At 64.5% G+C, this 22,425-nt stretch carries 15 protein-coding genes; all 15 read left to right on the top strand.

Going from position 1 to position 22,425, the window contains the following annotated elements; translation table 11 throughout:
- Positions 1-12 precede the first annotated feature (12 nt).
- The 15 genes from gorA (at position 13) to R0382_RS02535 (ending at position 22,411) form a co-directional block, all read left to right on the top strand.
- A complete protein-coding gene (gorA, locus tag R0382_RS02605; RefSeq protein ID WP_432722051.1) occupies positions 13-1,362 on the top strand; it encodes a glutathione-disulfide reductase in 1,350 nt (449 codons plus the stop codon).
- Positions 1,363-1,443: 81 nt separating this feature from the next.
- Positions 1,444-1,791 carry a YgiW/YdeI family stress tolerance OB fold protein gene (locus tag R0382_RS02600; protein ID WP_432722050.1) on the top strand — a complete coding sequence of 116 codons (348 nt, stop codon included), beginning with the start codon at positions 1,444-1,446 and terminating at the stop codon, positions 1,789-1,791.
- Between the two features lie 219 nt (positions 1,792-2,010).
- Complete coding sequence (locus R0382_RS02595; RefSeq protein WP_432722049.1) at positions 2,011-3,864, top strand: ribonuclease catalytic domain-containing protein; 1,854 nt, start codon at positions 2,011-2,013, stop codon at positions 3,862-3,864.
- 11 nt (positions 3,865-3,875) lie between these two features.
- On the top strand, positions 3,876-4,436 hold the full coding sequence (locus R0382_RS02590) for a hypothetical protein (protein ID WP_432722047.1): 561 nt from the start codon (positions 3,876-3,878) through the stop codon (positions 4,434-4,436).
- A 500-nt stretch (positions 4,437-4,936) separates the two neighbouring features.
- Positions 4,937-5,317: an aspartate 1-decarboxylase gene (gene panD, locus R0382_RS02585; protein ID WP_432722045.1), complete on the top strand. Its 381-nt coding sequence runs from the start codon at positions 4,937-4,939 to the stop codon at positions 5,315-5,317.
- A 220-nt stretch (positions 5,318-5,537) separates the two neighbouring features.
- A complete protein-coding gene (locus R0382_RS02580; protein ID WP_432722043.1) occupies positions 5,538-5,852 on the top strand; it encodes a hypothetical protein in 315 nt (104 codons plus the stop codon).
- Between the two features lie 16 nt (positions 5,853-5,868).
- Complete coding sequence (locus R0382_RS02575; RefSeq protein ID WP_432722041.1) at positions 5,869-6,342, top strand: copper chaperone PCu(A)C; 474 nt, start codon at positions 5,869-5,871, stop codon at positions 6,340-6,342.
- Between the two features lie 279 nt (positions 6,343-6,621).
- Entirely contained in the window at positions 6,622-7,527 is a 906-nt protein-coding gene (gene hemF, locus R0382_RS02570) for an oxygen-dependent coproporphyrinogen oxidase (RefSeq protein ID WP_432722039.1), read from the top strand.
- A 1-nt stretch (position 7,528) separates the two neighbouring features.
- The gene (locus R0382_RS02565) at positions 7,529-8,779 is read left to right on the top strand and encodes an APC family permease (RefSeq protein WP_432722037.1); all 1,251 of its coding nucleotides are present in this window, start codon (positions 7,529-7,531) and stop codon (positions 8,777-8,779) included.
- 14 nt (positions 8,780-8,793) lie between these two features.
- Positions 8,794-9,309 (top strand): O-acetyl-ADP-ribose deacetylase, encoded by a 516-nt coding sequence (locus R0382_RS02560; protein ID WP_432722035.1) that lies wholly within the window; start codon positions 8,794-8,796, stop codon positions 9,307-9,309.
- A 321-nt stretch (positions 9,310-9,630) separates the two neighbouring features.
- A complete protein-coding gene (gene gltB, locus R0382_RS02555; RefSeq protein ID WP_432722033.1) occupies positions 9,631-14,262 on the top strand; it encodes a glutamate synthase large subunit in 4,632 nt (1,543 codons plus the stop codon).
- Entirely contained in the window at positions 14,263-15,729 is a 1,467-nt protein-coding gene (locus R0382_RS02550; protein WP_432722031.1) for a glutamate synthase subunit beta, read from the top strand.
- Positions 15,730-15,978: 249 nt separating this feature from the next.
- The gene (gene gltB, locus R0382_RS02545) at positions 15,979-20,427 is read left to right on the top strand and encodes a glutamate synthase large subunit (RefSeq protein ID WP_432722029.1); all 4,449 of its coding nucleotides are present in this window, start codon (positions 15,979-15,981) and stop codon (positions 20,425-20,427) included.
- A 55-nt stretch (positions 20,428-20,482) separates the two neighbouring features.
- Entirely contained in the window at positions 20,483-21,898 is a 1,416-nt protein-coding gene (locus R0382_RS02540; protein ID WP_432722027.1) for an FAD-dependent oxidoreductase, read from the top strand.
- Positions 21,899-21,967: 69 nt separating this feature from the next.
- The gene (locus R0382_RS02535) at positions 21,968-22,411 is read left to right on the top strand and encodes a GNAT family N-acetyltransferase (protein WP_432722025.1); all 444 of its coding nucleotides are present in this window, start codon (positions 21,968-21,970) and stop codon (positions 22,409-22,411) included.
- Positions 22,412-22,425: the final 14 nt, after the last annotated feature.

Genomic DNA, 22,425 nt, shown 5'->3' with positions numbered 1-22,425 from the left:
CAGGGAGAAAATATGAACGAAGTCGATCTGTTCGTGATCGGGGGCGGTTCGGGCGGCGTACGCGCGGCGCGGATCGCCGCCGGCCACGGTGCCAGGGTGGCGATTGCCGAGGAGGCGAATTTCGGCGGCACCTGCGTCAATCGCGGCTGCGTGCCGAAGAAGCTGCTGGTTTACGCCAGCCGCTACCGTGGCGATTTCGACGAAGCCGCGGCGTTCGGCTGGCAGGTCGGCGAGACGCCGTTCGACTGGGCGACGCTGATCGCCAACAAGGATAAGGAAATCGCGCGGCTCGAATCGGCGTACCGGAACAATCTCGACAAGGCCGGCGTCGCCATCCACGCGCAGCGCGCGGTGCTCGACGACGCGCACACCTTGCGGCTCGCCGACGGCCAGCGCATCCGTGCCGGCAAGATCCTGATCGCGACCGGTGGCCGGCCCTACCGTGGTCCGGCGTTCGAAGGCCAGGAGCTGGCGATCACCTCGGACGAAGCCTTTCACCTGAGCGAGCTGCCGCGGCGCATCGTCATCGTCGGTGGCGGCTATATCGCGGTCGAATTCGCCGGCATCTTCGCCGGTCTCGGCGCCGAGACGACACTGGTTCATCGTGGCGATCGGCTCTTGCGCGGCTTCGACACCGAACTCGCCGACGAACTGGCGAACGCCTACGGCCGCAACGGCATCGGGCTGCGGTTCGGTGCGACGGTGAAGCGCATCGTCCGCGAAGCGGGCGGGCTGGCGCTGACCTTGTCCGACGGCAGCGTCGCCCACGCCGACGTGGTGATGCTGTGTACCGGCCGGCGGCCGTACACCGGCGGTCTCGGACTCGATAACGCCGGCGTTGCGCTGGCGCCGTCCGGCGCCATCGTCGTCGACGCCGCTTCGCGGACCAATGTGCCGTCGGTCTTCGCCGTCGGCGACGTGACCGATCGCGTCAATCTGACGCCGGTGGCGATCCGCGAAGGCCATGCTTTCGCCGACCGCGAGTTCGGCGGGGCGCCGCGGCCGATCGATTACGCGCTGATCCCGACCGCGGTGTTCTCGACCCCCGAGCTCGGCACCGTCGGCCTGCCCGAGGCGGCGGCGCGCGAGCGCTATCCGCAGCTCAAGGTATTCCGCACCGGTTTCAGGACCATGCGTTCGGCGTTCTGCGGTGGCGAAGACCGGATGCTGATGAAGCTGCTGGTCGACGGCGCGACCGACCGCATCGTCGGTGTCCACGTGCTCGGTGATGCCGCGGCCGAGATGATCCAGCTCGCCGGCGTGGCGATGACCGCCGGCGTGACCAAGGCGCAGTTCGACATGACGATGGCGCTGCACCCGAGCGCCGCCGAGGAGCTGGTGACGCTGCGGCAGGCGTCGTAGCGTCGTGAATAGTTGCAGGAACCGGGACGCGCACTGAGCACTCGAACCGGGTAATTCCGGTTCGAATAACAAGGAGAAACCATGAAAAAGATCATCCTCGCCAGCGTGCTGGCACTGAGCACCGGTTTGGCCGCTGCCGCCTTCGTCGGCCCGAATAGTGCGCCGCTGATGACGACCGTCGCCGACGCGGCCAAGGCCGCCGATGACGTGCCGGTCGTGCTCGAGGGCTTTATCGTCAAGCAGATCAAGGGCGACCAATACGAGTTCCGCGACAACACCGGCACGATCAAGGTCGAGATCGACCACGACAAGTGGCCGGCGCAGGACATCACGCCGCAGATGAAAGTGCGCCTGTCGGGCAAGGTCGACCGCAGCAAGCTCACCGGTTTCGAGGACATCGACGTCAAGCTGGTCGAGATCATCAAGTAAGCGTTGCCACGCCGCCCGCCACCAGACCCGCCGCCCGGCGGGTTTTTCACGTGCGTTCACGCGCGGTGTGCGGGCAGGCCGGAACAGGCTTGGCGGCTGCGTATGCCGCAGGCAACCGGCGCCGACCGCTGGTCCGGGCCTTGATTTGACGACGTTTTCGCCGCTGCCCGGCAAAGCCGCTGCTGTATAATCGCCGGTTTTGTCCGGGCTGCGCGGTGTATGCACGTTTTTTATGACGAAGATGGCGGCTTCAAGGTCGCCACGGTGAAGGAGGCGCAGGCCGCCAGCTTCATGATCGAGGACGTGCGCGGCAAGCGCAGCAAGATCAAGGCGGCCAATGTGCTGCTGAAGTTCGAGCGGCCCGATCCGGCCAGCCTGCTGGCCGAGGCCGAGGCGCTGGCGACCGAGATTGACGTCGATTTCCTCTGGGAAGTCTGCGGCGCCGACGAATTCGGTTTCGAGGACATCGCCGCCGAGTATTTCGGCAGCGGCCCGACGCCGCAGCAGCAGGCAGCGGCGCTGATCCGTATCGCGCAAGCGCCGATGTACTTCTACAAGAAGGGCCGCGGCCGCTACAAGGCCGCGCCGGAAGAGAACGTCAAGGCGGCACTGGCCGGCATCGAGCGCAAGAAGCGCGAAGCCGAGCAGATGGCTGCGTGGCAGGCCGAGCTGGAAGCCGGCAGCCTGCCCGAGTCGTTCCGTGCCGGGCTGAAGCGCTTGATCCATCGCCCCGACAAGAACGGCCTTGAATACAAGGCGCTCGCCGCGGCGGCCGACGCCCAGCAGACCAGCGTGCTGCGGCTGCTGGAACGCATCGGCGCGATCGACGACATCGAGCAGTATTTCCTCGATGGCTTCGAGCTCGAATACTTCGCCAGGGGCCGTGACGGCGTCAGCGATGCGGCGATTGCCGCGCCCGACGATCTGCCGGTCGCCGATGTCGAAGCGTTCTCGATCGACGACGTCACCACGACCGAAATCGACGACGCCTTCAGCATCAAGTCGCTCGCCAACGGCAACTGGCAGGTCGGCATCCATATCGCCGCGCCGGTGCTCGGCATTGCGCCCGCCAGCCCGCTCGACGCACAGGTGTTCGAACGGCTGTCGACGGTGTATTTCCCCGGCGACAAGATCACCATGCTGCCCGACTCGGCGGTCAATGTGTTCACGCTGGAAACCGGCAGCGCCCGGCCGGCGGTGAGCATGTATGTCGAGATCACCCCGGGCTTCGACGTCGTCGGCCACCGCTCGATCGTCGAGCGTGTGCCGATCGCCGCCAACCTGCGCCACGACCAGATCGAAACGCATTTCAACGAGGATACCGCCGGCAAGGATGGCGGCGACTACCCGTACAAGCGCGAGCTGAACTTCCTCTGGCAGCTGGCCAATGCGCTGGAAGCGCGCCGCGGTCGCGCCGAGGATCCGAACGCGCCGGTGCGCCTCGATTACAGCTTCTATGTCGACAAGCTGGATGACGGCACGAAAAAGGTCCGCATCCTGCCGCGCAAACGCGGCTCGCCGATGGACAAGCTCGTTGCCGAGATGATGATTTTCGTCAACAGCACCTGGGGCATGGATCTGCACAAGGCCGAGATCGCCGCGATCTACCGCGTGCAGGGGCAGGGCCGGGTGCGCATGACGACGCAGTTCGGCCCGCACGTCGGCCTTGGTGTCGAATGCTATGCCTGGTCGAGCTCGCCGCTGCGCCGCGCGGTCGACTTCGTCAACCAGACGCAGATCGTCGCGATGATCCGCGGTACGTCGCCGCGCTTTGCCAAGAACGATGCCGAGCTCTTCGGCGCCATCGGCGCCTTCGATACGGCGTACGCTGCGTACAGCGAATTCCAGGACAAGATGGAACGCTACTGGTGCCTGCGCTACCTTGAACAGGAGCAGCTGACCGAATTGAGCGCGACGCTGATCAAGGAAAACCTCGTTCGTATCGATGGTCTGCCGCTGGTGATGCGCGTGCCGGGCCTGCCGGAATTGCCGGCCGGATCGGCGGTCAAACTGCAAAGGCTGGCGATCGACTTTCTTGAACTGACCGTCGAATGCCGTCTGGCGACGATGTAACGGGTCCAACCATGTTGCCGAAACGAAAACTCGATGAACTGCTCCCGGTGCGCTTTCGCAACGGCGAGCAGGTCAAGCAATTCTCCAAGCCCTGCGTGCGCTGCGGCAATATGCTGCAGGCGCGTGACATGGAAGGCGCTGCCAGGCTGGTCGAAGACCATCTGGCGATCGCCGCGACCGCGCGTTGCCCGAAATGCGGCGACTCGTTCGGGATCGCCTGTGTCGTCGACAACACCAAGCGCGTGCGCCGCGTGATCATCCCGTCGTGGGCGTTCGGCCTGTATCTGCGCAACCTGCCCACGCAGGCCGGCGAGCTGAATCCGTCCTCGGCCCCCGAGCCAAGGATGCAGACGAGCGCCGACGAGGCGCCGGAGCCGCTACCTGCGGCACGGATCGAACACCGCAATGTCCAGCGTGCCGATGAGCTGGTTGGCCGCTACGGCGACAAACCGATTCCGGCCTGGGTCGTCGTCGACGGCGCGCAGCTCAATTTCGAACGCGTCGAGCTGGGGGACCGGGTCGCGCCGGGTGAATTCCTGCTCGACGGCTGTCTCGTCTACCGCGCTGCCTGAGCATGGGCGCAATGGAAACCGGCCTCATCGGGCCGGTTTTTTTGCGCCTGCCATTGCCGTCGACACCGCGGCGGGAATCGACCACCGGCTGGGCAGGGCGGATAGGCGCGCCGGTTCCCCCATTGCCAAAACGGCTATTTATTAGAATATGTTGTTTTGATGATATTTAAGATTGTCTGACTGTTGTCTTTCTTTTGTTTTGCGGCAAAAATCGCCAGCTTTCGCTTGTTGCCGGTCTTGATCCGCGTCGTGGCAAAAACCGCGACCACGACACCCAGTACCGCTTCCTCGCGAATCGTCAGAACGTCAGAGCACTCGTTGGCCGGGCCTTGTGCCCGGTTTTTTTTTCGGGGGCGGCGAGATTGGCGACGGCCAGGGACGTTGTGGTGCGGGATTGCGCTTTAAACCGTCCACTCGGCGAAAATACCGTTTGGATTGTTGTAGGCGAGGTTTATAATCCCCGACCCTGTACACCTGTTTCGGTCAGGCCGAGGTTCGCCATGCAACGTTCGATGCTCAAATCCAAGATCCACCGCGTCACGACGACGCACTCGGAACTCAATTACGAGGGTTCGTGTGCCATCGACGAGGATCTGCTGGAAGCGGCAAACATCCTTGAATACGAAGAAATCGAGATCTGGAACGTCACCAACGGTGCGCGTCTGGCGACGTACGCGATCAAGGCCGCGCGCGGCTCGGGCATCATCTCGGTGAATGGTTCGGCGGCGCGCCATGCTCAGGTCGGCGATCTCTTGATCATTGCGACCTTTGCCCGCTATGAAGAAGCCGAGCTGAAGCAGCATTCGCCGGCACTGGTCTTCGTCAACGAGGCCAACCGCATCGTCAACGTCAAGCACGCAACGCCGACGCAGATGGCGTAAGGCCATCGCTGGCGTTGAATCGGGCCACCTTCGGGTGGCCTTTGCATTTGGGCGGTGACGAACGGTACGGTCATCGACCTTGCAATGTACTTGAATATTATCGATATCTGATATGAGCACGCTGTGCGATGCATGCACCAAGGCCAGGCGATCCGTCTGGCCTTTTTGTTGCCGGCGCTCGCCCGTACAATCCGGCCATCTTTATGCTCATCGGGTATTGATGCGCGTCCACCTGCTGCCTTTGCTGCTGCTTTGTCTCGCGCTGGCCGGCCGTGGCCTGCCGCTGGTGCACGCGGCGACGCCGACGCTGTGCTCGGCGGCCGGCAGCGTGCCTGCGGGTGTCATTGCCGATTGCCACGATGCCTCGTGCTGCGTGATGGTGTCCTTGCCGGCCGCGCAGCCGGTGCTCGTAGCAGATCCGCTGCCGGCGATCGAGATTGCCACCGTGGGCCGGCCGGGCTGCGGTACCGCAGCGCCGGCAAGCCGGGCACGCGATCCGCCGGGGAGGGCGATGTGCCGGACGCTTTCCCTCTGACTACACAGGATCACCGATGATTTCCTTTCGCATGTTTTGCGGCGGCCTCGTGCTGGCCGCGCTGTCGCTGACCGCCAATGCCCACGAATACAAGGCCGGCGATCTGTTCATCCATCATCCGTGGGCGCGTGCGACGCCGCCCGGCGCGCAGAGCGGCGGGGTGTTCCTGCTGGTGAAGAACAACGGCGATACGGCCGACCAGCTTGTCGGCGTAGAAACCGCCGCTGCGGCAACGGCCGAGCTGCACCAGATGAAGCTCGAAAACGGCGTGATGAAAATGAATGCCGTCACCGCGGTCGACATCCCGGCCAAGGGCGAAACCGAACTCAAGCCCGGCGGCTACCATGTGATGCTGTTCAAGCTGGCGGCGCCGTTGAAAGAGGGCGACAAGTTTCCGCTGACGCTGAAGTTCAAGCGCGCCGGCAGCGTCAAGGTCGACATCAAGGTCGAGGCGATGGGCGCCAAGGCCGAGGGGATGCACCAGCACTGAACTCAGCCTCATCAGGCGAATGTGCCTGCGTGTCCCCGTCCGATGCTCAGAAACCCCGCAAGGGGACGACCTTCGGGGCCCTCATGGACTTCATGCCATTGTGGTTCCTGTGCCTCGGGCGAGAACAAACTGCTTTGGCTCATTCACCGACTAAGGCGGGTTCCGCTTGCCATGCCAAACGGCCCGTGTACCGGGCCGTTTGGCATGGCGCTGACACGGGATCGCATCGCGACACAGGCGTATCATTCCGCCCATTGCCATTCATTGCCGGAACCCCGCATGAACCCGATCGCCGTCAAGGATTACCTGCTCTCCTTGCAGCAGAACATCGTCGCCACGCTGGAGGCCTATGACGGCGGCACCTTCATCGCCGACCGCTGGGAGCGCCCGGCCGGTGGTGGTGGTGTCAGCCGGGTGATCGAGGATTCGGCCTTGTTCGAACGCGGCGGCGTGCTGTTCTCGCATGTGCTCGGCGACGCGATGCCAGGGTCGGCCACCGCGCACCGGCCCGAGCTGGCCGGCCGCAGCTGGGAGGCGATGGGCGTGTCGCTGGTACTGCACCCGAAGAACCCGTACGTTCCGACCGTACACCTGAACGTGCGCTTTTTCCGCGCCTACGCGGACGGCGTCGATGACGTGTTCTGGTTCGGCGGCGGCATGGATTTGACGCCGTATTACGGCTTCGAGGAGGACGCGGTCCATTTCCACGCGACCTGTCGTGATGCGCTGGCGCCATTCGGTCAGGCCTACTACCCGAAGTTCAAGGCCTGGTGCGACCGCTATTTCTTCCTCAAGCATCGCAACGAGGCGCGCGGTATCGGCGGCATTTTCTTCGACGATCTGACCGAACTCGGTTTCGACGGTGGTTTCGCCATGATCCGTGCCGTTGGCGATGCTTTCCTGCCGGCGTACACGACCATCGTCGAACGCCGCCGCGAGCTGGCCTGGGGCGAGCGCGAGCGCGACTGGCAAGGTTACCGGCGTGGCCGCTACGTCGAATTCAATCTGGTCTGGGACCGCGGCACGCTGTTCGGCCTGCAATCGGGCGGCCGGACCGAATCCATTCTTTGTTCGATGCCGCCGTCGGCCCAGTGGCGCTATGACTGGCAGCCGCCAAACGACTCGGAGGAAGAACGCCTGCTGACCGATTTCCTGCCGATCCGCGACTGGCTGGCCGAGGCCTGAGATGTCGCTGCTGAGCACGCGCCACCTGACCGCCTACTACGTCTCGTCGCTGGTCGGGTCGGGCATTCTGGTGATTCCTGCGATGGCGGCCGAAATCGCCGGCCCGGCGGCGCTGCTGGCGTGGCTGGCGCTGGTTGCGCTGTCGTATCCGGTGGCGCTGGTGTTCGCACGGATTTCGGTCGCGTATCCGGACAGCAGCGGCATCGTCCGTTTCCTCGGCGTGTGCTTTCCGCCGGTGATGGCGCGGATCGCCGCCTTGCTGCTGCTCGGCACGATGATACTCGGCAACCCGGTCGTCGGCCTCGCGGCGGCGCGCTACTTCTGCCACGCGCTCGGCATCGAAAGCCCATGGGGGCTGACGCTGACGGCGATCGCGGTGATGTGGGGCAATGTCGCGTTCAATCTTGGCGGCCTGCGTTTCGGCAGCCGGGCGCAGACGGCGATGCTCTCCTTGCTGGTGATCGTGCTGATCGGCGTGCTGGTGCTCGCCCTGCCGGCATCGGACCCGGCCAACCTGATGCCGTTTGCACCGAACGGGTTTTGGGCGGTCGGTCTTGCCGCATCGGTGTGTTTTTTTTCCTTCCTCGGCTGGGAAAACGTCTCGACCGTCGCGACGCAGGTGAGAACGCCGGAAACGACGTTCCCGCGTGCGATCCGGCTGGCGCTGATCGCCGTCGGCGGACTCTATCTCGGCATCGCCATCGTCTACGCGCTGGTCGTACCGGCCAGCGACATCGCCGGCCAGTATGCGGTGATCAGCGATCTGCTGGCACGCAGCGTCGGTCCGCGTGCGGGGCTGGCGGCCGACCTGATCGGCGGCGTGCTGCTGTTCGTCACCAGCAATGTCTGGGTGCTCGCCGCCGGGCGGCTGATGTCGGCGACCGCGCGCGACGGCGGCCTGCCGGCTTGGCTGGCGCGCACCGAAGGACGCGGTGAAACGCCGGTGCCGGCGCTGTGGCTGCTCGCCGGGCTGTATGCGCTGGTGCTCAGCGGCCTGCGGCTGTCGGGGCACAATGAAACGGCGATCATCCATCTGGCCGACCTCAATTTCCTGCTGGTCTACCTGTTCACCTTCTGGGCCGCATGGCGGCACTTTCCCGATGCGCCGACGCGGCGCCGGGCGCTGGCGGCACTGCTGGGAACGGCGGTCTTCGTGCCTTTCTTCATTTCCGGCGCGCGCTGGTCGGCGCTGGCGATCGCCGTCGTCGCCGCGTGGGCGTGGTGGCGCAAACCGCAGGCCGTATCGGCCTGAATCGGGGGCGCAGCATGGGCAGCACGCTGATCACGCCGGGCGACATCACCACACTGGCTGTCGACGCCATCGTCAACGCAGCGAACGAATCACTGCTCGGCGGCGGTGGCGTCGACGGCGCGATCCACCGCGCCGCTGGCCCGGGGCTGCTGGCCGAATGCCGGACGCTGGGTGGTTGCCCGACCGGGCAGGCAAGGATTACCGGTGGCTACGACCTGCCGGCGAGGCATGTGATCCATACCGTCGGCCCGGTCTGGCGTGGCGGCGCTCATGGCGAGGCCGGGCTGCTGGCGTCGTGCTATCGCGAGAGCCTGAGGCTGGCGGCAGCCCATGGCATCACCAGCATCGCGTTCCCGGCGATCAGTTGCGGTGCCTACGGTTATCCGCTGACCGAAGCGGTCGATATTGCCGTGACGACGGTGTGCGCAGAGCGGTCGAAAGTGACACTTTTTGTGCACTTTGTTGCTTTCGATGCTGACACTTTGGGCGCATATCAGCGGAGATTGGCTGCCGATGCCGGCAAGATGTAGTCCGATGCCGACGTCCTACGCAAGTTTTTTGCGTTTCAAACAATGCAGCGCCGAATTTTTCTGGCACACTCGATCATCCGACCAAGCCAAATAGTACCGGTTTGTGGTTGGTGCAGCCTTTGCCCTTGCGGAATGTGCAGCTGTCGGTTCAAGCCGATTTGCGCGCCGCGCCGGTCCACAAGACCCGGCCAATCGCAAACTGCCCGAACACCTCGAAAAGCTGGCCTGTGGCCGGCTTTTTTTTCGCGATTTTTTATTGCATGCATTTATCGCATTAGGCCAGCGTGCGCTGGAAAGGAAACGAGCGTGATGGACCCGGCAATGCCCGAACAGCAGGGACTGTACGACCCTGCCAATGAACACGACGCCTGTGGCGTCGGCTTTATCGCCCATGTGAAGGGACAGAAGAGTCATTCGATCGTCGAGCAGGGTTTGCTGATCCTGAAGAACCTCGACCATCGCGGTGCCGTTGGCGCCGATGCGCTCGCCGGTGACGGCGCGGGCATCCTGATCCAGATTCCGGACGCGCTGTATCGCGAAGAAATGGGCCGTCAGGGCGTGCGCCTGCCGCCGGTCGGCGAGTACGGTGTCGGCATGGTGTTCCTGCCGCAGGAAGCCGCCTCGCGCGCCGCCTGTCAGGAAGAAATCGAGCGCGCCACGCGCGCCGAAGGCCAGGTCGTGCTCGGCTGGCGCGACGTGCCGGTCAACGCGACGATGCCGATGTCGCCGGCGGTGAAGGCCAAGGAGCCGGTGATCCGGCAGATCTTCATCGGTCGCGGCCCGGACGTGCTCGTCACCGACGCGCTCGAACGCAAGCTCTACGTGATCCGCAAGGACGCTAGCCACGCGATCCGCCGGCTCAAGCTGACCCACGGCCACGAGTTCTACGTGCCGTCGTTCTCGGCGCGCACCGTCAACTACAAGGGCCTGTTGCTCGCCGATCAGGTCGGTATCTATTACCACGACCTCGCCGACGCCCGCTGTGTCTCGGCACTGGCGCTCGTGCACCAGCGTTTCTCGACCAATACTTTCCCGACCTGGGATCTGGCGCATCCGTTCCGGATGATCGCGCACAACGGTGAAATCAACACCGTGCGCGGCAACGTCAACTGGATTCGCGCGCGCGAAGGCGCGATCAGCTCGCCGGTGCTCGGCAACAGCCTCTCCAAGGTCTGGCCGCTGATCTACCCGGGGCAGTCCGACTCGGCCTCGTTCGACAACGCGCTCGAACTGCTGGTGATGGGCGGTTACACGCTGGCGCAAGCGGTGATGATGATGATTCCGGAAGCGTGGGAAAAGCACACGCTGATGGACGAAAACCGCCGCGGTTTCTACGAATACCACGCCGCGATGATGGAGCCGTGGGACGGCCCGGCCGCCGTGGCGTTCACCGACGGCCGCCAGATCGGCGCGACGCTCGACCGTAACGGCCTGCGTCCGGCGCGCTATCTCGTCACCAAGGACGACCTTGTCGTCATGGCGTCCGAATCGGGCGTGCTGCCGATTGCCGACGAGCGCATCGCCAAGAAGTGGCGTCTGCAGCCGGGCAAGATGTTCCTGATCGATCTGGAACAGGGCCGCATCATCGACGACAAGGAAATCAAGGACGGCCTGTCCAACGCCAAGCCGTACCGCGAATGGGTCGACAAGATCCGCATCAAGCTCGACGAAGTGCAGGACGCGACCGAGATGCCGAAGTCGCCCTGTAGCAGCCTGCTCGACTGTCAGCAGGCGTTCGGCTACACGCAGGAGGACATCAAGGTCATCCTCAAGCCGATGGCCGAAAACGGTGAAGAAGCCACTGGCTCGATGGGCAACGATTCGGCGCTGACCGTGCTCTCGGGCAAGGCCAAGCCGCTGTACAACTATTTCCGCCAGCTGTTCGCCCAGGTGACCAACCCGCCGATCGACCCGATCCGCGAGGATCTGGTGATGTCGCTGGTGTCGTTCATCGGCCCGAAGCCGAACCTGCTGAACCCGGCCGACATCAATCCGCCGATCCGTCTCGAAGTGTCGCAGCCGGTGCTGTCGGCCGCCGAGATCGAGAAGATCCGCCACATCGAGCGTTACACCGGTGGCAAGTTCCGTTCGCACGAGCTGAACATCTGTTACCCGTCGGCATGGGGCAAGGAAGGCATCGAGGCCCGTCTGGCCTCGCTGGCGGCCGAGGCCGAGGACGCGGTCAAGGGCGGCGCCAACATCCTGATCGTTTCGGACCGCAAGCTCGACGCGAAGCATGTCGCGATTCCGGCGCTGCTGGCGACCTCGAGCGTCCACCAGCATCTGGTGCAGAAGGGCCTGCGCACCAGCACCGGCCTCGTTGTCGAGACCGGTTCGGCGCGTGAAACGCACCACTTCGCCCTGCTCGGCGGCTTCGGCGCCGAAGCGGTTCACCCGTATCTGGCGATGGCGACGCTGGCCGATTTCGCCGGCGGTGATGCCGAGCTGTCGGCCAAGTACCAGAAGCACTTCGTCAAGGCGATCGGCAAGGGCCTGATGAAGGTGATGTCCAAGATGGGCATCTCGACCTATATGTCGTACACCGGCGCGCAGATTTTCGAGGCCGTCGGCCTGCAGAAGGCGCTGGTCGACAAGTACTTCACCGGCACCAGCTCGAACGTCGAAGGCATCGGCCTGTTCGAAGTCGCCGAGGAAGCGCTCAAATTGCACACGGCGGCGTTCTCGACCGACCCGGTCCTCGCCGATGCGCTCGATGCCGGCGGCGACTATGCCTTCCGCACCCGTGGCGAAGACCACCTGTGGACGCCGGATTCGATCGCCAAGCTGCAGCACGCGACGCGCTCGAACCAGTACTCGACCTACAAGGAATACGCCGCGCTGATCAACGATCAGACCAAGCGCCACCTGACGCTGCGCGGCCTGTTCGAGATCAAGCCGGTCGGCGAGCCGGTGCCGCTGGCCGAAGTCGAATCGGCCAAGGACATCGTCAAGCGTTTCGCCACCGGCGCGATGAGCCTCGGCTCGATCTCGACCGAAGCGCACAGCACGCTGGCGCTGGCGATGAACCGCATCGGCGGCAAGAGCAACACCGGCGAAGGCGGTGAAGACGCCAAGCGCTTCATCCCGCTCAAGGCCGGCCAGACGCTGTCCGAAGTGATCGGCAAGACCCGGATCGAGCGCGACTACACCTTCAAGGAAGGCGACAGCCTGCGCTCGGCGATCAAGCAGGTCGCGTCGGGCCGATTCGGCGTCACCGCCGAATACCTCGTCAACGCCGACCAGATCCAGATCAAGATGGCGCAGGGCGCCAAGCCGGGCGAAGGCGGCCAGTTGCCGGGCCACAAGGTGTCCGAATACATCGGCTTCCTGCGTCACTCGGTGCCGGGCGTCGGGCTGATTTCGCCGCCGCCGCATCACGACATCTATTCGATCGAAGACTTGGCTCAGCTGATCCACGACTTGAAGAACGTCAACGCCCAGGCGTCGATCTCGGTCAAGCTCGTCTCGGAAGTCGGCGTCGGCACCGTTGCCGCCGGCGTGACCAAGGCCAAGGCCGACCACCTGGTGATCGCCGGCCATGACGGCGGCACCGGTGCCAGCCCGCAATCGTCGATCAAGCACGCCGGCTCGTCGTGGGAACTCGGCCTGGCCGAAACCCAGCAGACGCTGGTGCTGAACCGTCTGCGCGGCCGCGTCCGCGTCCAGGTCGACGGCCAGATGAAGACCGGCCGTGACGTCGTCATCGGCGCGCTGCTCGGCGCCGACGAGTTCGGCTTCGCGACCGCGCCGCTGGTCGTCGAAGGCTGCATCATGATGCGTAAATGCCACCTGAATACCTGCCCGGTCGGTGTCGCGACGCAGGATCCGGTGCTGCGCCAGCGCTTTACCGGTCAGCCCGAGCACGTGGTCAACTACTTCTTCTTCGTCGCCGAGGAAGTGCGCGAACTGATGGCCAGCCTCGGCGTGCGTCGTTTTGACGATCTGATCGGCCGTGCCGATCTACTCGACAAGCGTGCCGGCATCGAACACTGGAAGGCGCAGGGCCTCGACTTCAGCAAGGTCTTCCACCTGCCCAAGGTCGACGCCGCCGAGCCGCGTCTGCACGTCGACGTGCAGGATCACGGCCTCGAGAAGTCGCTCGACAATGTGCTGGTCGCCAAGGCGCAAACCGCGCTCGAGACCGGCGCCAAGGTGGCGATCGAAACGGCCATCATCAACGTCAACCGGACCGTCGGCGCGATGCTGTCGGGTGAAGTTGCGCGCCGTTACGGCAACGCCGGCCTGCCGGACGACACCATCAAGGTGCGTCTGAACGGCACCGCCGGCCAGAGCTTCGCCGCTTTCCTCGCCAAGGGCGTCACCTTTGATCTCGTCGGCGAAGGCAACGACTACGTCGGCAAGGGCCTGTCGGGCGGCCGCATCATCGTGCGTCCGGCGGCCGGTTTCGATTGCGATACCGCGGCCAACATCATCGTCGGCAACACGGTGCTTTACGGTGCGACCGATGGCGAGGCCTTCCTCGCCGGTGTCGGTGGCGAACGTTTCGCCGTGCGCAATTCGGGTGCGACCGCCGTGGTCGAGGGCGTTGGCGACCACGGTTGCGAATACATGACCGGCGGCACCGTCGTCGTGCTCGGCAACACCGGCCGCAACTTCGCCGCCGGCATGTCGGGCGGCATCGCCTACGTTTTCGACGAGGATGGCGCGTTTGCCGATCGCTGCAATATGGCGCAGGTCGCGCTCGAAGCGGTCTTGCCGTCTGATCAGCAAGCGAGCGACGAGCCGCGTCACCGCGATCTGGCCGACGAAGTGCAGCTCAAATCGCTGATCGAACGCCACGCCGCCTTGACCGGCAGCACGCGCGCCAAGGCCATCCTGGCCGACTGGTCCGCCAACCGTGCGCGCTTCATCAAGGTCTATCCGAACGAATACCGCCGCGCGCTGAAAGAGATCGCCGCCGCGAAGGCTGAGCAGCAGAAGGAGGTTGCATAAATGGGCAAGCCCACAGGGTTTCTCGAGTTCGAGCGCGTCTCGGAAAGCTACGCGCCGGTCGCCGAGCGGGTGACGCACTACCGCGAATTCGTCGCACGTCTGGTCGACGACGCGGCGAAGACGCAGGGCGCGCGCTGCATGGATTGCGGCATTCCTTTCTGCAACAACGGCTGCCCGGTCAACAACGTCATTCCGGACTGGAATGACCTCGTGTTCCGCGGCAACTGGCAGGACGCGCTGAGCGTGCTGCACTCGACCAACAACTTCCCCGAGTTCACCGGCCGCATCTGTCCGGCGCCGTGCGAATCCGCTTGTACGCTGGGCATTAACGACGACCCGGTCGGCATCAAGTCGATCGAGCGTTATATCGTCGACAAGGGCTGGGAAGAGGGCTGGATCAAGCCGCAGATCGCCGCGGTGAAAACCGGCAAGACCGTCGCCGTCGTCGGTTCGGGCCCGGCCGGCCTGGCTGCCGCGCAGCAACTGGCGCGTGCCGGCCATGCCGTCACCGTGTTCGAAAAGAACGACCGCGTCGGTGGCCTGCTGCGCTACGGCATTCCGGACTTCAAGCTCGACAAGAACGTGATCGACCGCCGGATGGGTCAGCTCGAGGCCGAAGGCGTGAGCTTCCGTACGTCGACCATCGTCTCGATCGACGGCAAGCTGCCGGCCGGCATCATCAACGACGCCAAGACCGTCGTGACGCCGGATCAGCTCAAGGCGGAGTTCGACGCGGTGATCCTTGCCGGTGGCGCCGAAGTGCCGCGCGATCTGCCGGTGCCGGGGCGTGAACTCGCCGGCGTGCATTACGCGCTCGAATTCCTGATCCCGCAGAACAAGACCGTCGCCGGCGATGGCGCCAACCCGATTTCGGCGACCGGCAAACACGTCGTCGTCATCGGCGGCGGCGATACCGGTTCGGACTGCGTCGGCACCTCGAACCGCCACGGCGCGGCTGCGGTGACGCAGCTTGAGGTGATGCCGATGCCGCCCGAGCAGGAAAACAAGGCGCTGACCTGGCCGTACTGGCCGCTCAAATTGCGTACCTCGTCGAGCCACGAAGAAGGCGTCGCGCGCGATTTCGCCGTGATGACCAAGGAATTCATCGGCGACAACGGCAAGCTCACCGCGATCAAGGCCGTCCGCGTCGAATGGCAGGACGGCAAACTGGTCGAAGTCGCCGGCAGCGAATTCGAGATCAAGGCCGATCTGGTTTTCCTGGCGATGGGCTTCACCAATCCGGTGGCGACCCTCGTCGAAGGCTTCGGCGTCGAGCGCGACCCGCGCGGCAATGCCAAGGCGACGACCGATGGCGCAGGTTGCTACGCGACCAATGTCGCCAAGGTCTTCGCCGCCGGCGACGTCCGCCGTGGCCAGTCGCTGGTGGTGTGGGCGATCCGCGAGGGCCGCCAGGCCGCGCGCGAGGTCGATGCCTTCCTGATGGGCAGTTCGCTGTTGCCGCGTTAAGGCTGCGCCCCCCAATAAAAAACCCCGCAGATGCGGGGTTTTTTATTGGGATTTGATTACGCCATGCTGAGGTGATTAATTACTGATTGAGTAATAATTTTATGCCGCAAGGAAGAATTACCGAAAGATTGCGCGACGACTGCGCAGCAAATTCCACCGTCTATTCGTCCAAGTTGTGGTTAACCCTAATCCCTGATTAAAATTGACGCCTTTTCGCTTGTGTTGTGCGGCTTACTCAAGGGTAGTGTCATGGATAGACAAAGCTGGTTGGGGGGTACCCTCTACCATCCTCAATTCGAGCAGGATAGTTGCGGTTTCGGTCTGATCGCCCAGATGGACGACAAGCCCAGCCACTGGCTGGTGCAGACTGCGATCTCTTCGCTGGCCTGTCTGACCCACCGCGGTGCCGTTGCTGCCGATGGCAAATCGGGTGACGGTTGCGGCCTGCTGTTCCGCAAGCCGGACGGTTTCCTGCGCACCGTCGCCGCTGAAATCGGCCTGACCCTTGGCGAGCAGTATGCTGCCGGTATTGTGTTTCACGCCAATGATGCCGCTGACGGCGACGCCTCGCTGTTGAATCTGCGCAACGCACTCGAAGCACAAGGCCTGATTGTCGCTGGCTTCCGGACCGTGCCGGTCAATGTCGAGGCCTGCGGCGAATATGCGCTGCGGACCTTGCCCGCGATCAAGCAAGTCTTCGTCAACGCGCCCGAAGGACTCGACGCCAAGGTCTTCGAGCGCAAGCTCTACCAGGCGCGCCGTCAGGCCGAGAAGGCCAATGCCGCCGACGCATCGTTCTACATCCCGACGCTGAATCCGCACGTGCTGTCGTACAAGGGCCTGGTGACGCCGGACAACCTGCCGGTGTTCTACCTCGACCTGAAGGACGAGCGCTTCGAGTCATCGCTGGCGGTTTACCACCAGCGCTTCTCGACCAATACCTGGCCGCAGTGGAAGCTGGCACAGCCGTTCCGCTTCCTTGCGCACAACGGCGAAATCAACACGCTGGCCGGCAACCGCCTGTGGGCGAAGGCGCGCGAAGCGATCATGGATTCCGAACATCTGGACATGGACGCGGTGCGGCCGATTGTCCAGACCAACGGTTCGGACTCGATGAGCCTCGACAATATGCTCGAAGGCCTGATGATGGGCGGCCTGGATATCTTCCGCGCCTTCCGGATGCTGGTGCCGCCGGCATGGCAGAACGTCGACTCGAACGACCGCGATCTGCGCGCGTTCTACGAATACAACTCGATGCACATGGAGCCGTGGGACGGCCCGGCCGGTCTGGTCTGGACCGACGGCCGCTACGCCGGTTGCGCGCTCGACCGCAATGGCCTGCGCCCGGCGCGCTATGTGATCACCAAGGACCGTCACCTGACCATTGCGTCGGAAATCGGCGTGTGGGATTACAAGCCCGAGGATGTCGTCAAGAAGGGCCGGGTCAAGCCGGGCCAGATCGTCGCCGTCGACCTCGCGACCGGCGAGTTCCTCGATACCGAAACGATTGACAACCGCCTCAAGGCTGCCAAGCCCTACCGCAAGTGGATCAAGCAGCATGCGCAGCAGCTTGAAATCGCCGACGACAAGGGTGTGCTGCCGGCGATGGACGCCGCGACGCGGCTGACGTTCCAGAAACAGTTCCAGCTGACGTTCGAAGAACGCGACGCCATCGTGCGCGTGCTCGCCAACGACGGCGCCGAAGCGATCGGCTCGATGGGCGACGATACGCCGATGGCCGTGCTCTCGGAAAAAGTCCGTTCGCCGTTCGATTACCTGCGCCAGCAATTCGCCCAGGTGACCAACCCGCCGATCGACCCGATCCGCGAAGCGATCGTGATGTCGCTGAATACGGTGTTCGGCCCGGAACGCAACCTGTTCGTCGAAACCGAGGACAACGCGCGCCGGCTCGAAGTGCGCTCGCCGGTACTCTCGAGCGACAAGTTCGACACGCTGACCAGCCAGACCGACCCGTTCTACAAGTCGGCCACCTTCGACATCAGCTATGTCGCCGGTGAAACCACTCTGAAGGCCGCGATCGAAGCGCTGCAGGCTGCCGTGCTCAAGAGCGTGGCGGACGACGGCACCGTCATTGTCGTGCTGTCGGACAAAAACATCGCCAAGGGCCGGCTGCCGATTCCGGCGCTGTTCGCCACCGGCGCGGTCAACCACGCGCTGGTCGAAGCCGGCCTGCGCTGCAAGTCCAACATCATCGTCGAGACCGCCACCGCGCGCGATCCGCACCACTTCGCCTGCCTGCTCGGCTACGGCGCGACCGCGGTGTTCCCGTATCTGGCCTACCAGACCATCATCGAGCTGGTCGAACTCGGCCAGGTCGACGGCCCGCTGACCAAGGCGACCAACAACTTCCGCAAGGGCATCAACAAGGGCCTGCTGAAGATCCTGTCGAAGATGGGGATCTCGACGATCGCGTCGTACCGCGGTTCGCAGCTGTTCGAAGGCGTCGGTATCGGCGAGGAAGTCGTCAAGCTCAGCCTCAAGGGCACCGTGTCGCGGATCGGCGGCGCCGATTTCGCCGATTTCGAGGCCGACCAGCAGAAGCTCAACAAGCTCGCGTTCAACCCGATGCGCCCGCTGGCGCAGGGCGGCCTGCTCAAGTACGTGTTCGGCGAGGAATACCACGCCTACAACCCGGACGTGGTGATGCAGCTGCAGAAGGCGGTGCAGGGCGGCGAGTACAAGGAATACACCAAGTACGCCGAGCTGGTGAACAACCGGCCGGTAGCGATGCTGCGCGACCTGATGTCGCTGAAGCTCGACACCGCCAAGGCGATCGCCATCGACGAGGTCGAGTCGGTCGAAGCCATCCTCAAGCGTTTCGACTCGGCCGGCATGTCGCTCGGCGCCTTGAGTCCGGAAGCGCACGAGGCGCTGGCCGAAGGCATGAACCGCCTCGGCGGCCGCTCGAACTCGGGCGAAGGCGGCGAGGACGCATCGCGCTACGGCACGATGAAGATGTCCAAGATCAAGCAGGTCGCGTCGGGCCGTTTCGGCGTCACGCCGCACTATCTGGTCAACGCCGAAGTGCTGCAGATCAAGGTCGCCCAGGGTGCCAAGCCCGGTGAAGGCGGCCAGTTGCCGGGTGACAAGGTCAGCCCGCTGATTGCCAAGCTGCGCTGTTCGAAGCCGGGCATCAGCCTGATTTCGCCGCCGCCGCACCACGACATCTACTCGATCGAAGACCTGTCGCAGCTGATTTTCGACCTGAAGCAGGTCAATCCGGATGCACTGGTGTCGGTCAAGCTCGTCGCCGAACCGGGCGTCGGCACGATTGCCGCCGGCGTCGCCAAGGCCTACGCCGACCTGATCACGATTTCGGGTTACGACGGTGGCACCGGTGCGTCGCCGCTGGCGTCGGTCAAGTACGCCGGCACGCCGTTCGAGCTCGGCCTGACCGAAGCGCAGCAGGTGTTGCGCGCCAACGGTCTGCGCGGCCGCGTCCGCGTTCAGGCCGACGGCGGGCTGAAGACCGGTCTCGACGTGATCAAGGCCGCGATGATGGGCGCCGAAAGCTTCGGCTTCGGCACCGGCCCGATGGTCGCGCTGGGCTGCAAGTACCTGCGGATCTGTCACCTGAACAACTGCGCGACCGGTGTCGCGACGCAGGAAATCAAGCTGCGTTCGAAGTACTTCACCGGCTTGCCGGACATGGTCGTCAACTACTTCACCTTCATCGCGATGGAAACGCGCGAATGGATGGCGAAGCTGGGCATTCGCACCATGGAAGAGCTGATCGGCCGTACCGAGCTGCTCGATTTGGCCGCCGGCGCGACCGAGCGCCAGCAGAAGCTCAATCTGGGCGTGCTGCTGAGCCAGGGCAGCATCCCGGCGACCGAGCCGCGCTTCTGCGTCGAAGACAGCAACCCGTCGTTCGACAAGGGCGAGCTGGCCGAGGAAATGGTCAAGGACGCGCTCGCCGGCATCAAGGCGAAGACGCCGCAGCGCTTCGAATATGCGGTGCGCAACATCAACCGCTCGATCGGTGCGCGGCTGTCGGGCGAGATCGCCAAGGCGCACGGCGCCGACGGTCTGCCAGACGATTGCCTGCACATCAAGCTGAACGGCTCGGCCGGTCAAAGCCTGGGCGTGTGGAACGCGCGCGGCCTGACGATTGAAGTCGCCGGCGACGCCAACGACTACGCCGGCAAGGGCATGTCGGGCGGCAAGCTGGTCGTTTACCCGCCCAAGGGTAGCGAGTTCAAGTCGGACGAAGGCGTCATCGTCGGCAACACCTGCCTGTACGGCGCGACCGGCGGCGAGTTCTTCGCTGCGGGCCGTGGCGGCGAGCGCTTCGCGGTGCGTAACTCGGGCGCGACAGCGCTGGTCGAAGGCGTGGGCGACCACGGCTGCGAATACATGACCGGCGGCGCGGTGATCGTGCTCGGCGAGACCGGCTACAACTTCGGCGCCGGCATGACCGGTGGTTTTGCGCTGGTGTACGACCGTGGCGAGAAGTTCGCTTACCGCTACAACAACGAGCTGATCGACATCAACCTGATCAACGGCGAAGCCTACGGCGCGGTCCGGGCCTTCCTGCGCGACAAGCTGACCCAGCACGTTGCGCTGACCGGATCAAGCAAGGCGGCCGAGTTGCTGGCGAACTTCGACGAAGCGACCGACTACTTCTGGCTGGTCAAGCCCAAGGTCGCCAAGCTCGACGATCTGCTGAAAGACTGATGAAGCCGGGGAGGGCATCGCTCTCCCCGCCGCACCCGATGCAACAGGAACGAACATGTCCGACGTATTCCAATTCATGAACGTGGCGCGCAACCCCGGCGAGAAAGTCCCCGCCGGCAAGCGCAAGATCGTGTTCAAGGAAATCTATCAGGCGCTGAACCAGGGCGACGCGGCCGATCAGGCCGGCCGCTGCCTGTCCTGCGGCAATCCCTACTGCGAGTGGGAGTGCCCGGTTCACAACTACATCCCGGACTGGCTGAAGCTGGTCAACGAGGGCAAGCTGTTCGAAGCGGCCGAGCTCTCGCACAAGACCAACTCGCTGCCGGAAATCTGCGGCCGCGTCTGCCCGCAGGACCGCTTGTGCGAAGGCGCGTGCACGCTGAATCAGGGCGGCTTCGGCGCGGTGTCGATCGGCTCGGTCGAGAAGTACATCACCGACGAGGCCTACAAGGCCGGCTGGCGGCCGGATATGTCGGGCCGCGTCTGGACCGACAAGAAGGTCGCCGTCATCGGCGCCGGCCCGGCCGGCCTTGGCTGTGCCGACATCCTGGTGCGCAACGGCGTCAAGCCGGTGGTGTTCGACCGCTACGAGGAAATCGGCGGCCTGCTGACCTTCGGCATTCCCGAGTTCAAGCTCGAGAAGAACGTCGTCGCGACCCGTCGCGAGATCATGGAAGGCATGGGCGTCGAATTCCGCCTGAATACCGAGATCGGCCGCGACATCACCATCGACGAGCTGCTGCGCGACTACGACGCGGTGTTCATGGGCATGGGCGCGTACAAGTACATGAAGGGCGGCTTCGACGGCGAAGCGCTCCCGGGCGTGCTCGAAGCGCTGCCCTTCCTGATCAACAACGTCCGCAACAGCATGGGCACGCTGCCGGACGGCGAGGTTTACCAGTCGATGGCCGGCAAGCGCGTCGTCGTGCTCGGCGGCGGCGACACCGCGATGGACTGCAACCGCACCAGCATCCGTCAGGGCGCCGAGTCGGTGATTTGCGCCTATCGTCGCGACGAAGCCAATATGCCGGGTTCGAAGCGCGAAGTCGCCAACGCCAAGGAAGAAGGCGTCGAGTTCCAGTGGAACAGCCAGCCGACCGGCATCATCCAGAACGCCGATGGCAGCCTGGGCCTGCAACTGGTGACCACCGCGCTGGGCGCACCGGACGAAAAGGGCCGCCGCAAGCCCGAAGTCGTCGCCGGCTCCGAGCGCGTGCTCGATTGCGACCACGTCATCGTCGCCTTCGGCTTCCAGGCCGAAGCGGCGAACTGGTTCGACGGCGCCGGCATCAAGGTCGACGACTGGAACCGCACCGTCGCGCCGCTGAAGCAGGCCTTCAAGCACCAGACCAGCAATCCGAAGATCTTCGCCGGCGGCGACCAGGTCCGCGGCGCCGATCTGGTGGTGCGTGCAGTGTACGAAGGTCGTCAGGCCGCCGAGGGCATCCTCGAGTACCTGAACGTCTGGTAAACCGGCTTGCCGTGACCGATCCCCGCTCCGAAAAGGGCGGGGATTTTTATTGGGGAAAAGGAATGCGCTATGCACGCAAACGTTCGCCCGCTGCAGGCCGACGATCTGTCGTTGCTCGTCGACGGGTTTATCGCCACCTTCAACGCCGCGCCCTGGCACGATGAGTGGCGGCACGAGACCGCGCGGGGTTATCTCGCGGGTCTGTGTGCCCATCCGGCCGGGCGCGCCTGGGTGATCGAACACGCTGGCGTCTTGCTCGGCGCTGCGCTGGGCCATGTGCGCCAGTGGTGGGGCGGTGACGAACTCTTCATCGACGAGTTCTTCGTTCGCACCGATCATCAGCGGCAAGGACTGGGGCGCCAACTGCTAGAAGGGCTGGAGGCCGATCTGCGCGCGGCCGGCATCGGCGCGGTGACCTTGCTTACCGCGCATGCGACGCCGGCGGAGGATTTCTATTTGGCACAGGGTTATTGCAGCAAACCGGCGCTGCGCTTTATGGTCAAGCCGCTCTGAGCCATGTGCGGCTC

Source organism: Jeongeupia wiesaeckerbachi (assembly GCF_050916355.1).
Taxonomy (GTDB): Bacteria; Pseudomonadota; Gammaproteobacteria; order Burkholderiales; family Chitinibacteraceae; genus Jeongeupia; species Jeongeupia wiesaeckerbachi.
This window is presented reverse-complemented; position numbering and strand designations above follow the sequence as displayed.